Origin of the sequence: Salinivibrio costicola subsp. alcaliphilus, from assembly GCF_001996185.1 — a bacterium.
GTDB classification, from domain to species: Bacteria; Pseudomonadota; Gammaproteobacteria; order Enterobacterales; family Vibrionaceae; genus Salinivibrio; species Salinivibrio costicola.
In genome coordinates this window covers 20,531-33,042 of the sequence record NZ_MUFR01000013.1, presented here as the reverse complement: position 1 = coordinate 33,042, position 12,512 = coordinate 20,531, and the positions used below count along the sequence as shown (strand labels likewise).

Sequence of the window (12,512 nt, the reverse complement as noted above, 5' to 3'; positions counted from 1 at the left end):
TGCCAATAATGTTAATAGCCAATAACTTATGAGCTGATGAGAGACGCGCTAACTCACATTCACCATGCCCATTCGCGATTTTGAAGCACCACACGATAACCATCCAGATCTTCAAAGGTGCAGCCGTCTTTATCCCAATAACTGTTATAACTCGAAACCGGTGTAAATCCGGCCGCTTCGATTTTTTTGCACGCCGCTTGCCATGCCGAGTGATCCGGCAAATAAAAAACCAATAAATTCTCTTGTGAGGGGGCTGGTCCAACATGGGTGCCGCGGTGGTGGGTAAACTCAAGGTGATAATTGTGATGCGGATGACCGATAATGGCACCATCAAAGTCATTGTGGCCAGAGAAGGTCCCGAGCAACTCAAAACCTAATCCTTCACAATACATATTCGTAATATCGGCTAAGTTATCAGTTGGCCGCGCAACCCGCATCACGGTATGTTTATCAATCATTATGTTGGCTCCTTTGGCTTAAAACGCCCGACTACTTGGCCAGGCGTTGCAAACAGATGCGGCGCATGTTGATGATGCATGTCACCAATTTGGACATTCAGGCAAAATTTACATCCAAGCCCTCAACCGAGGTACGCCCCACCTGCATCCTTGTGTTCCTATCCGAGTGTTGAGTCGCCCTAATTCCCGATAGCCCGATGCAACCATTTAGCTAAGCGATAATAGTAGACAATGCCTTAAAAACCATGTTGATGAAGTGATTCATCCCGCACCTTGAAAGGAAAAGTCAACTACCCGATGACTTGTGTCATGCCCGCCAAATGGTGCCAATAGCCATTGCAATCGTGGTTGAGCGGTTGCGGCTGGGTGCCTGCTTGGTTAGCACGGAATTTGTCTATCCAGTGCAAGGTGTCAAGCGACAGTGGGCTTAACCGCACCACGTCCACCAGCCCTTGCATCGACGGTAAATCGTTAACGAGATTGGCGCATTGCCCGGACTGGGTTTGAATGCCGTTCAGCACAAATACCGCTTGACCCTCTTGTGACTCGGTTAACCGTCCATTGGGGTAGTTGAGGCAGCACAGCTCGCAGTCATCTTTGGCACGGTTTTCTGAGCGCGCGGTAAAACAGCGTGCCGAATAAGCCAGTGGTAAGTAACCATAGCCAGTCACCTCCACCTCAAACTGATCGCGAATACCCAGTGCATCGCAGCCGTTCAACATATTCACCAACCAATCGCGCGAAAGCTCCACCGGCATCACCCAGCGTGTCATACCCAGGTCGACAAATTGCTTTAATGTTTGCGGGTTATAGCAATTGATGGCCGCCCCCACCACAAAGGGCTGCCGACGCTCGCTTAAAAATTGCACCGCGCTCACGTCATTCGCTTCAATGCGAATATCATCATTATCACAGTAGCGTTTTAGCATGGTCAGCTCTGAGGGCGCTTCAATCAGCGCCATGGTCGAGAGCACCACTTGTTTACCAGACTCAGCCAGCTCACGCGCGAGCCCGATCCAGTCTTTGGTTTTCAGCTCTCGCCGCTTAGCACAGACGGTTTCACCGAGATAAATCACATCGGCTTGGCTGTCTGCCGCCGCTTGATAAAAGGCTTCAACCTCAGCCTTGGGCCAGTAATACAGGATTGGCCCGAGAGAAAATTGCATCATAATTCCTTATTGCCACTTGCGATGGTAAGCACCCAAACTGGTTTGCACCCCTTCAGAAAGGCTATCGAGCGAATGCGCCCAATCCGGTGCAATATCAAACGCCTCGGGGTTTGCGACACAGCGATCAATCGCTTGACGCCATACCCGTGCAACTTGCTCCACATATGCAGGGCTGCGCTGACGACCTTCGATTTTGACCGATTTGATCCCGGCGCGATAAAGCTCAGGCAGGACACTTAAGGTGTTCAAACTGGTGGGCTCTTCCAGTGCGTGATAGCGGTTGCCGTCGACACAGAAACGACCTTTGCAGAGGGTGGGATACCCCGCTTTTTCGTCGGCTTGATACCGATCAATCAAGACACCATTTAAGCGCGACTCCAGCCCTTGCTCAGTATCTTGCCAGCGCACGAATGCCGCCGGTGAGCAAGCGCCCACGGTATTGGGCGACTGGCCGGTAAGATAAGACGATAAATAGCAGCGCCCTTCGGCCATAATGCACAGGCTGCCGAAGGCAAATACCTCTAAGTCAACATCGGTATCGCGTGCTAGTTGTTTAACCTGATGAATAGACAGCACCCGCGGCAATACCACTCGCTTAACGCCATATTGCTGCTGATAGAAACGGATCGCCCCAGCGTTAGTGGCGGATGCTTGAACAGAAAGGTGTATATCCAAATCGGGATAGGTGTTGGCGGCGTAATCTAAACAGGCCATATCAGCAAGGATCAGTGCATCAGCGCCATTTCCGGCGGCGCTATCAATCGCATATTGCCAGCGGCGCCAACCATCGGGGTGAGCAAAGGTGTTAATGGCAACGTGCAAGTCTTTGCCGTGGTCATGCACATACTGACTGGCACGCTGCAATTTGCTGTCGGTGAAGTTCAGCCCAGCAAAATGGCGCGCATTGGTATCATCTTTTAAGCCGACATACACCGCATCGGCGCCATGCTCGATCGCTTTTTTAACCGCCGGAATATTGCCCGCCGGACAAAGGAGCTCCATAACATTGCATTCCATTTTATGATTGTCCGGCTAAGATAAGGGCGTTGCCAGTGTGGGGGGTTGATATGTATCAAGCTCACTTCCCCATGAGGATAAAAATCGCGATAAATGACGCTGTTGCCACAAAAATCCTCCTCATTTTTGACTCGGATCCAATGGCAGCGCCTCCAACCTCGCTACTCTAGTGGCACTCAACCATTGGCACCAAAGGAAAGCCAAATGCTCGTTAACCCAATCACACAACAACCCCTTGCTCTGCCACTGCCTCAGCCCAATCTGATTACACCAGGCCTAAAAGCGATCACTAAGTTGCCACAAGGGCTACAGGCCCAAGTGTTGACTAAATTGATGAATACCGCTTTTGCCGTGCCGCTGGCGGAGGAAGAGTTCGACTTTCTTGCTGGCCGTACCATTCGGATTGGTTTACGCGATCTCAACGCCAATTGGTTCGTGTCACTGAACGAAGACAACCAATTATTGGTGCGCTTGTCTGGGGAGGAAGACGCCAGTATCGAGGGAGATTGGTTAGCGTTTTTGAAAATGGCGACTCACTATTGCGATCCGGATACGCTGTTTTTCCAGCGCCAACTCAGTATCAGTGGTGATACCGAACTCGGGCTGCATGTGAAAAACCTGCTCGATAGCCTCGAAATCGACACCCTACCCAAGCCGCTGGCACGCTCACTGACGTTAAGCCATCACTACCTCACTAAACTCGCGTTGTAGTGACTTGGCTATTCGGACGGGTGCACGACAGGCTGTTGATAACGGTGCGATAGATATACCGCCTAGATGGCATAAAGAGGCGGCTAATTGCCGCCATATGTATTGCAGTGATTACGCCATCGTTCGGGTGCGATACCACTTTACCGTGACAGGTGCGAGCTCTTTTAACGCGTTACGCACCATGATGAACGGCACTTTGATAAAGTAGAACGACATCAATACCATCATCATAGGGTCCGCATAAACCGCATAATCCGACCAAGGTGAATGCGCCACTAACCAAGCACCTAAAAAGCCTAAGGTGACTGCGAGACTTAATAAGGTGTCCATTTGCCACTGGCGCGATTCCGCCTCCACCAACTGGCTTTGCCCTGCTTGATTTTTACGCGCAATCATCCACCATCCGTAACCGCAACCCACCACGTTGACGATACCAAATAACACCGCCAATGACGGATTAACCGCACGTCCGCCCTCGACCAAGGATGATACCGCTTCGTAAAGGGAATAACTCACCAACAGCATAATCACGGCACCTTTAATGGCGACAACAAGCGGAGTGAGCAGCGCACGTGTGATCGGCCTTGCATAGCGCGAGTGGATATACCATGACGCGCCCAGTGACAACAAAGTTAACACTAGGCTAATCAACGAGTAGATACCGTCGAACATAATCACTAAAGAGCCAGCAAACCACCCTACGGCCAGGCCGGTGATGGCAAACCCTAATGCTAAAAGGGCTGAAAACACTAAGACTGACTTTTCATTGATCACGTTTTGAGGAGACATAAAACACCAAAAGTAGAAAACACGCACACATTCTTGGTGCTACTGCGCCGCTTTACAAATGCGAACTTGCTGGCGTTTTCATCATCCCGTTAAGTGGAAAATGAAAAGCATTTAATTTCAATAATTTATAACACAAATCAGCTGTCAGCATTTCTGACACTCAGTGTACCAAACACATTTTAGTTATGAGATAGCGCAAAATCGCATTTTGCTCTTATATAACTATTGCGCATACTAAACGCATATTTAGATTCTTTATGGACTAAGAAGATGAGGAAAGGTATTTTGCTTGCTGCCATTACCTTGCAGCTTTTTCTCGCAATGACCAGCACGGGATGGTGGCAGTTTGCTGCGGCACTCAGTGCTTTTTTATTGGTCGCGGTACTCCGTTTGCCTCAGGACACACCGCACGAGTGATCCTGAAGCAAAACCGGACAACTAAGCAGCAAAGAGCAGCCAAGCAAGCGACGAGCAAGAGATAATCACCCATAGCGCAATGCCAAAAAACAAGGGCTTGGGGCCTGCGGCACGTAGCTGGGCGATAGAGATACTGCAGCCTATCAAGAACAAGCACACCACCAACACTTGCTTAGCCACCGCGAAAATCACATCGTAAATCGGTTGTGCTTGCACAAACACATCACTGATGCCGATAGCTAAGCAATAAAAGACAATAAAAAATGGAATAGTGATTTTTTTGGCGTGACTACGAAACATCAGTGCACTGACAAAGGCGACAGGCACAATCCATAATGCACGTGCAAGCTTGAGTGTCGTGGCGGTGGTTAATGCTTGCTCACCATAGGCAGACGCCGCCCCCACCACCGATGATGTATCGTGAATCGCGATCGCCGCCCAAGTCCCAAAGGTATGCTGATCAAGCCCTAACGCATGCCCAATCATCGGAAATACAAACAGCGCTAGCGAGTTCAGTACAAACACGGTGCCCAGCGCGAGGCCAATTTGTTCATCATCGGCATTGATGGCGGGCGAGACGGCCGCGATGGCACTGCCGCCACAAATAGCTGTTCCCGAGGCAATTAAATGACCCGTTTTTCGATCCAACCCGATCAGCTTGGCCAGTATCGTGCCAAACACCAGAGTGCCCGTAATGGTGGCAATAATCAGCCCTATCCCATCGCCGGTAACCGCCAACGCCTCTTGCAAAGGAATACCAAACCCCAGTCCAACGATAGAGTACGCGAGGAGCTTTTTAGTGATCTTAGTGAGCGGTAATCCGCTGGGTACCCCGCCCAAAGACGTAAGTAAAAAACCGAGTACTAAAGCGATGGGCGAAGTGACCCAGGGGGTTAAGCACGCGAGGACCGCGAGAGAAAAAGGCAGATAACGAAGATAGGCAGTCATAATTAGGCTCGATGACAATAAGTGGGCTAGATGAAAATAAGTAGGCTCGATGACAATCAGCCGGGTTGATGAAATCAAGTGCAAGCATTCTAGCGCTATGTGTGCGCTCAGAAAATCTTAAACTTTTTCGAGTCAGTTAAAAACGCCCGAAAAAGCAGCCTAAGACAATGATATAAATCACTTTTAATAGACGATTTAGAAATTAAACAAGATCTAGAAATCAAACAAATAGTTAGTAATGCTATCGTTCAGCCATTGGATCCCAGGGTGTTCGGCCATACCAGACGCCGTAAACAGGCAATAGTCTTCTTGCGTGAGGCCGTAAGTATGCTTGATCACAGCCAAGCGCTGCTCGCGGAGGTGTTTGCGGATCAGCGGCTCAGGTAGCACGCCCCATGCCTCTTCTTGCAAAATGGTATTGAGCATATATTCAAAGCTAGAAAAGCCAATATAGCGGCGTGAGAAGGGTTGAAGCTCGGGATTGTCTTTTTCGTTGAGGTAGACCATTACCGCTTGCATGGCGTTACGTAGTTGATCATCACTGACCCGACGTAGTCGACTCAACGGATGCTCACTGTTACATACAGACATCATGCGAATTTTACCCAGCGGTTGGTAGTTGATACGTGGGTCGTCAATACGCTCGTAATCGACCCCAAACGCAAAGTCGACTTGTTGGGTTTCAACCAAGTTGGCCAAATCACCGCTCGAGGCCAGCACAAGGTTAAAGGAGGTCGCGGTAAAGCGCTTGTTAAGCTGATGGGCCCAATCCTGCCAAAGTTGATCGGGAATGGCATCATCACGCGCGATCCATACTTCGGCATTAAATCCCGCGTTCGCTTGCTCGCAAGTACGGCGAATACGCGCCGCCGTGACCGATATGCTCTCGAAATCTTTGTACACAGCTTTGCCGATTTCCGACAGTGTTAGACGGTTACCGGTGCGATAGAACAATTCGGCGTTAAGTGATTGTTCTAGCGCTTTAATCGCCATACTTAAACGTGAGCGATTCACATCCAGTTGACGTGCTGCTTCAGACACTGATCCGGTGTCTGCCACTGCACAAAACGCATCAATTTGGGTTAGATTCATGCCGCCCTCCTCGCGCTATCCTACCGGAGCACGGCAAAGACACAAGCAATAAAGGCGTTAGCATTTGTGTGCGACACCTCGTATAGTTACTTGCTCAACCCATTAAAAGCACTGACTTTTTTGGTTAACTCCTTCATGCGTTGATCAAAGCTGGTCACTGCTTGTTCACTTTGTTCAAATACCTCTTGGGTGCGACTTCCCTGCTGCGCTAACTCTTCAATACTTTGATTAATCTCACTCACGGCGCTGCTTTGTCGATTAGCACCATCAGCGATCCGCGCATTGTGCTCAAATAATTTTTGTAGGTTGCTATCCAAGGTGTCCATATTCGCAACCGCTTTTTGGTGAGTATCAAGACTATTCTGACTATCTTGGCTCACTTGATTAATTTGTCCGGTTACATTGTCGGATGCGGCACGAAGCTGATTGATGATTTCTTGGATCTCACTGGTCGACTCACCGGTACGTTGTGATAGCGAGCGCACTTCATCAGCAACCACCGCAAAGCCGCGGCCATGCTCCCCCGCCCGTGCGGCTTCTATCGCCGCGTTAAGTGCCAGTAAATTGGTTTGTTCGGAAATGGCACTAATTACTTCAAGCACTCGAAGAATATTCTCAATATGGTGGTTGAGCTCATCCAAGCTAGTTTGGCTCGAGGTCATGTTTTCACCCAGTTGTTCAATATGCCGCAAACTGGTATGCATACCACTTAAGGCCTCTTTAAGCGCCGCATTCCCAGCCTGGGACAGCTCGCCGGCGTGATTTGCCGAATCCGTCACCTCAGTGGTAATTTCAGTAATATCTTGGCTGGCCGCAGAGATAGTTTGCAGCGATTGTTGCTGCACCATCCCTGCCTGATTCACTTCGTGGGCTTGTTGTTTTAGTACCCCAAATGCGGATTGCGACTCGTCAACGGTATGGTTCACTGCCTGCAATGCGTCACGAATACGCGCTAATAGACCGTTAATTTTATTGGCAAGACGTCCGACTTCGGCTTGATCTTTTACTGATATCTGATGACCCAAATCGAGTTTATTGGCAATTTCATCGACTTCAGTTGAGAGTTGCTTGATCGGTTGGGTCAAATTACTGATCACCCAGTGCGTGACAAGCAACGCAATGGCAATAAACACCAAGGTTACTAACAAAGACTGGATAAACTGATTCAAGATGGGTTCCGTTATTTGTGCTTTAGGGATTTCAACCACCACAAAGCGATCTAAATCTGCTAGCCAGTAAGATCCAACAAAAAATGCTTTATCATCAATAGTAACTTCGCTAATAACCGGTTTATTGGCTCCTTTCGTCACCGCTTGCTGAAAGCGATTGGCGTTGTCTGCATTCAGTGCGGAGTCCGTTGGTGCCACCTCTACGCTGCCGTCGCGCGCGGCTAACATCGCACGCCCTTGCTCTCCAATGCGAAAACCCTGCACGAGATTAACCAAACTGCTGACATTAAAGCCGACACCCGCCACCACATAAGGCTGACCGGTAGCAGCGTTGACAGGGACACTCCGATAATTAATAAAAATCACATACTCGCTGTTATTCACATCGCGATTCATATTCAGCTCATAAGGTTGATTTTTATTCAAAAAATTGGGGTAGAAATCACGATAAGGGTAGGTCTGCATCGAGCTGCTCCGATGCTCACCATCATAGGTAAAAATATACTTGCCTTGCTCTGTGTCTATCGTCGCAAACGCATTATCTGCACCAAGACGCGTTTTCGCGTTGGAAAGTGCCTGATGAATTGGCGCGAGATTAGATAAGTCTCCGCCATTATCCACCCAATCGATTAGCCCCGAATGGTGAGCAAGAAAGTTAGAGCCCGTAATTGCTGGCTGCAGTTCATTACTGATCTCAAATGCCAACCCACGTAACTGACTAGGCAGAATGATATTTTTTAAATCATCAAGCTGTTTGTTTGCTGATAACATCGCTTGTTGCACCATCGCAATCAGCGTGCTGAGCACTAAAATGGTGGAGAGAACGATATAAATCCGCTTTCTGATTGAAAGAGTTTGCCAACGCATACACTGTCCCTTTTTATTATCACTACTAACCAACATATCAATATTAGTCAGCAATCTAGACAGCGGTGCCGATTATGATAGAAAAAATAGAATATATCGCTTAATGAGCGTATGAGGCTTCTTTTTAACTAGTTTATGGGAGAAAATGGAGCAATAAGGAACGATAAAAGCGAATAAGAAGCACAATTAATGGCCTACCAACATTATGGCTATACGGCTGATTGGTTGCTTAATATGAATGAGTGCTTCGATAAAACAGAAATGGAACTTGGAAGGGATGTGACATGATGATGTCACAGGCTATGAGTGCTATGGTGCCCCGGGCCGGACTTGAACCGGCACAACGCGAACGTCGAGGGATTTTAAATCCCTTGTGTCTACCAATTCCACCACCGGGGCGCACCTCATAGACGCGGTTTAATTTAATGATTTTCCAATATAAATCAATCTTTTTTTTCTTGTGCCGTGTCAAGTGTAGACAATTCACCCAAGCCGGTTAAATTTCACTCACTTTACGTTTAACTTAGCCAATACATCTTTGACATAGGGTGCTTTATGCTTCACATAAACATCTTGATCGCGCACTCCTTGGGCTAGTATTGCATGTTTGGTGTTTTCGTACTTAATCCGGACATCTGGGTTGTCGAGCAAGTGTTGCTTGTACGCGAGTTGGCGATGATACTCTTCACTGTCTTTTTCAATCACATGTGCATGTATCAAAAAACGTTCACCTTGATAAGTCACTGACGCATCTTTACGAGGACGGTGCGCTGGAAAAGGCTGATCACTGTGCTGATCTTGGAAGCCTAACGCGTAGAGGTGAGCCACAGTGTTCTCGCGCTCTCCCTGATAATACAGAATCGATAAATCAATGATCCCTTTACCGCCAACTTTGGCAGACGTTGAACCAAAATGCAGCACATCAATACGAGATGTAGAAATCTGGGTAGAGAGCGCTTGGGCTACGTCCAAATAGATTGGTCTCCATGGGAAGAAGTTGGCGTCGATTAATTGGTAAGGCTCGAGTGTGATCATAATGTACCTTAGCGAAGAAAGAAAAGCCGATGAACGCTTGTAACTTGGCACCGGAGCCTCACGAGTCACTGTGCCAAGCTACTCGCGTATAGTACCATCGGCATTCGTACACACAAATCATCCCACTGTGCCATGTGTACCTTCAGCCTAGGGCGAATTAGAACCATCTTGGTTGCTCTCTAGTGCTGTTTATAAGGTGCAGAACACCCTGGTTCGCTGCATGGTAGTTCCCTTGAGCCGTTAGCTTTGGAATCCTGCCGCTTGCATCAAGACCCTAAATAACCAAGAAACAGCTCCGAGCGCAGCCACGCTTGCTACCCAGATGCCGACCAACCAAAGCCATCGCTGCCAAGTGGGTTTTGTGGTGTCAGCCATTAGTGATAAGCCTCATCGGGATTCACTTTGCCGCTAAATACGCGGTAACTCCAGTAGGTGTACATCAAAATAACAGGGATGATAAACACCGCGCCGACTAGCATAAACTGCAAGCTTTGTTGTGGTGAGGCTGCCTGCCAGATCGTAATGCTGGGTGGAATAATGTGCGGCCAAATACTAATTCCCAGGCCAATGAATCCCAGCAACGTGACACACAACGCCATTAAGAAAGGTCGATGATGGGCATGGTCAGGACGAGTGCACCAAAGATGCAGCAAACAAAAAGCAGTCAACAAAGGAACGGGTGACAGCGCAAGAAGGTTCGGCATACTAAACCAACGGTCTGCAATGCCGGGATACGCTAACGGTGTCCAGACACTCACTATCGCGATACATAATGCCATCAACACCACTAATCGACGGCTCAAGTGGTACATACGCATTTGCAGTTGATGCTCAGTTTTCATGATTAACCAAGTGGCACCCAATAAACCGTATGCAATGATCAGTCCAACGCCACAGAAGATTGGGAAAGGAGCCAACCAATCGAGTCCGCCGCCGGCAAAGGCGCGCCCTTCAACGGGAAAACCTTCAATCACAGCACCAACGGTTACCCCTTGAAAGAAGGTGGCAAAAATAGACCCAGCCATAAAGGCGGTATCCCAAAAGCCATGATGCCCAGGTAATGCCTTGAAACGGAACTCAAACGCCACGCCGCGAAAAATGAGCGCCACCAGCATCAAGGTCAGCGGAATCGTCAATGCGTCAACAATGACCGCATACGCCAACGGGAAGGCACCAAATAGTGCGGCGCCTCCCAGAACCAGCCAGGTTTCATTACCATCCCACACGGGTGCTACACTATTCACCATCAAGTCGCGCTCTTCTCGATAACTGACAAACGGCATCAGAATCCCGATACCCAGATCAAACCCGTCCATCACGATGTACATCAAGGTAGCAAACACGATAATGCCAAACCAAATCATTGCTAAATCCATGTTTCCCCCTTACACACGGCCAGAGACAGTTAACGGTTCATGGGGCGTGTCATCATGTTGATCCGGGCCTAATTTAATTTGATGGATCATATAGATATACCCCAACCCAAAGACTAAGCCATACACAACAAAGAAGCTGATCAAGCTGATACTCATATGCAAATCACCGTGCGCAGAGACCGCATCCTGGGTGCGTAGCAGACCATGCACAACCCAAGGTTGGCGTCCGACCTCGGTGGTCACCCAGCCGGAAAGAATGGCGATTAGGCCTGCTGGCCCCATATAGAACGCGAAACGAAGCAATCCCTGATGTTCAAACAGGTGTCCTTTATAGCGCTGCCACGCCCCTAATATGCCAAGCGTGATCATCAATAGCCCTAAACCCACCATCAGGCGAAAAGCCCAGAAAACTACCGGGGAGTTAGGCCGGTCTTCAGTAGGAAATTCTTTTAGCGCAGGAATTTGCTCGGTCAAACTATGCTGTAAGATCAGACTGCCCAGATAGGGGATTTCCACTTTATAGTGGGTGGTTTCATCTTCCATATCCGGCAGGCCAAACAAAATGAGAGGCGTGGGTTCTCCATGACTGTTGTCCCAATGCCCTTCCATCGCTGCAATCTTAGCGGGCTGATATTCCAAGGTATTCAAGCCGTGTAAATCTCCGATAAAGGCTTGAATGGGCGCGGTGAATAACAGCATCCACATCGACATCGAAAACATCCGCTTCACGGCTGGGCTGCGCTGCCCTTTGAGCAGGTGCCACGCCGCCGACGCGCCAACAAATAACGCACTGGATAAAAACGCCGCGACGACCATGTGCGCCAAGCGATAAGGAAAAGAGGGATTAAAGACCACCGCGAACCAATCCACAGGCACTACTTGACCATTAACCACTTCATGCCCTTGTGGGGTGTGCATCCAACTGTTGGAGGCTAAAATCCAGAAGGCAGAGATCACGGTCCCCAGCGCGACCATCGAGGTGGCAAAAAAGTGCAAACGATCGCCAACACGCTGCCAGCCAAATAGCATGACACCAAGAAAGCCGGCTTCGAGAAAGAAAGCCGTCAGCACCTCATAGGTCAGCAGTGGGCCGGTGATGCTGCCCGCAAATTCCGAGAAGCCACTCCAGTTCGTGCCAAATTGGTACGCCATGACCAACCCAGACACCACGCCCATCCCGAAATTTACTGCGAAGATTTTCGACCAGAAAAGGTAAAGCGTTTTATACTCACGCTCGCGCGTTTTAAGCCACAACCCCTCGAGCACCGCGAGATAGCAGGCGAGACCAATGGTAATCGCGGGGAAAATAATGTGAAAAGAAACCGTAAACGCAAATTGAATACGGGCCAACATAAATGCATCAAGACCAAACATACGTGAAGTCCACTTTAGTGATTAGACTAACGCGCATGGTAGAAGCCCACGATCAATGTGCCCATATACAGACGAATCAGATTAAACTAT

The 12,512-nt window shown here is 48.8% G+C and carries 12 protein-coding genes, 1 tRNA gene and 1 pseudogene; 2 read left to right on the top strand and 12 right to left on the bottom strand.

Annotation, left to right across the window (positions count from 1 at the left end):
* Positions 1-59 precede the first annotated feature (59 nt).
* The 3 genes from BZJ21_RS06135 to ubiU form a co-directional block, all read right to left on the bottom strand.
* A complete protein-coding gene (locus tag BZJ21_RS06135; protein ID WP_021023952.1) occupies positions 60-458 on the bottom strand; it encodes a VOC family protein in 399 nt (132 codons plus the stop codon).
* A 290-nt stretch (positions 459-748) separates the two neighbouring features.
* The gene (locus BZJ21_RS06130) at positions 749-1,624 is read right to left on the bottom strand and encodes a U32 family peptidase (protein WP_077669362.1); all 876 of its coding nucleotides are present in this window, start codon (positions 1,622-1,624) and stop codon (positions 749-751) included.
* Between the two features lie 9 nt (positions 1,625-1,633).
* The gene (ubiU, locus tag BZJ21_RS06125; protein ID WP_077576595.1) at positions 1,634-2,629 is read right to left on the bottom strand and encodes a ubiquinone anaerobic biosynthesis protein UbiU; all 996 of its coding nucleotides are present in this window, start codon (positions 2,627-2,629) and stop codon (positions 1,634-1,636) included.
* Positions 2,630-2,848: 219 nt separating this feature from the next.
* Between ubiU and ubiT the strand changes: the two genes are divergently transcribed.
* Entirely contained in the window at positions 2,849-3,355 is a 507-nt protein-coding gene (ubiT, locus tag BZJ21_RS06120) for a ubiquinone anaerobic biosynthesis accessory factor UbiT (protein ID WP_158075508.1), read from the top strand.
* A gap of 156 nt (positions 3,356-3,511) precedes the next feature.
* Here the strand turns inward: ubiT and BZJ21_RS06115 are convergent.
* A pseudogene (locus BZJ21_RS06115) lies at positions 3,512-4,144 on the bottom strand (cation transporter); the annotation flags it as partial.
* A gap of 270 nt (positions 4,145-4,414) precedes the next feature.
* Between BZJ21_RS06115 and BZJ21_RS16290 the strand changes: the two are divergent.
* Positions 4,415-4,561, top strand: coding sequence for a hypothetical protein (locus BZJ21_RS16290; protein WP_158011433.1), 147 nt, complete (start codon positions 4,415-4,417; stop codon positions 4,559-4,561).
* A 21-nt stretch (positions 4,562-4,582) separates the two neighbouring features.
* On the opposite strand, the gene BZJ21_RS06110 is transcribed toward BZJ21_RS16290, so the two are convergent.
* From BZJ21_RS06110 to BZJ21_RS06075, 8 genes are all read right to left on the bottom strand, one after another.
* Positions 4,583-5,509 (bottom strand): YeiH family protein, encoded by a 927-nt coding sequence (locus BZJ21_RS06110; RefSeq protein ID WP_077461055.1) that lies wholly within the window; start codon positions 5,507-5,509, stop codon positions 4,583-4,585.
* Between the two features lie 213 nt (positions 5,510-5,722).
* A complete protein-coding gene (locus BZJ21_RS06105; protein WP_021023944.1) occupies positions 5,723-6,601 on the bottom strand; it encodes a LysR family transcriptional regulator in 879 nt (292 codons plus the stop codon).
* Positions 6,602-6,687: 86 nt separating this feature from the next.
* Positions 6,688-8,637: a methyl-accepting chemotaxis protein gene (locus tag BZJ21_RS06100; protein ID WP_158075507.1), complete on the bottom strand. Its 1,950-nt coding sequence runs from the start codon at positions 8,635-8,637 to the stop codon at positions 6,688-6,690.
* Positions 8,638-8,949: 312 nt separating this feature from the next.
* Positions 8,950-9,036, bottom strand: a tRNA-Leu gene (locus BZJ21_RS06095).
* A gap of 108 nt (positions 9,037-9,144) precedes the next feature.
* Entirely contained in the window at positions 9,145-9,672 is a 528-nt protein-coding gene (locus tag BZJ21_RS06090; protein WP_077669358.1) for a GrpB family protein, read from the bottom strand.
* 240 nt (positions 9,673-9,912) lie between these two features.
* Positions 9,913-10,047, bottom strand: coding sequence for a DUF2474 domain-containing protein (locus BZJ21_RS06085; protein WP_077669357.1), 135 nt, complete (start codon positions 10,045-10,047; stop codon positions 9,913-9,915).
* Positions 10,047-11,048: a cytochrome d ubiquinol oxidase subunit II gene (gene cydB, locus BZJ21_RS06080; RefSeq protein WP_077669356.1), complete on the bottom strand. Its 1,002-nt coding sequence runs from the start codon at positions 11,046-11,048 to the stop codon at positions 10,047-10,049. Before cydB ends, BZJ21_RS06085 begins: the two co-directional genes overlap by 1 nt.
* A 9-nt stretch (positions 11,049-11,057) precedes the next feature.
* Positions 11,058-12,422 carry a cytochrome ubiquinol oxidase subunit I gene (locus BZJ21_RS06075; RefSeq protein WP_077669355.1) on the bottom strand — a complete coding sequence of 455 codons (1,365 nt, stop codon included), beginning with the start codon at positions 12,420-12,422 and terminating at the stop codon, positions 11,058-11,060.
* Between the last annotated feature and the right edge of the window lie 90 nt (positions 12,423-12,512).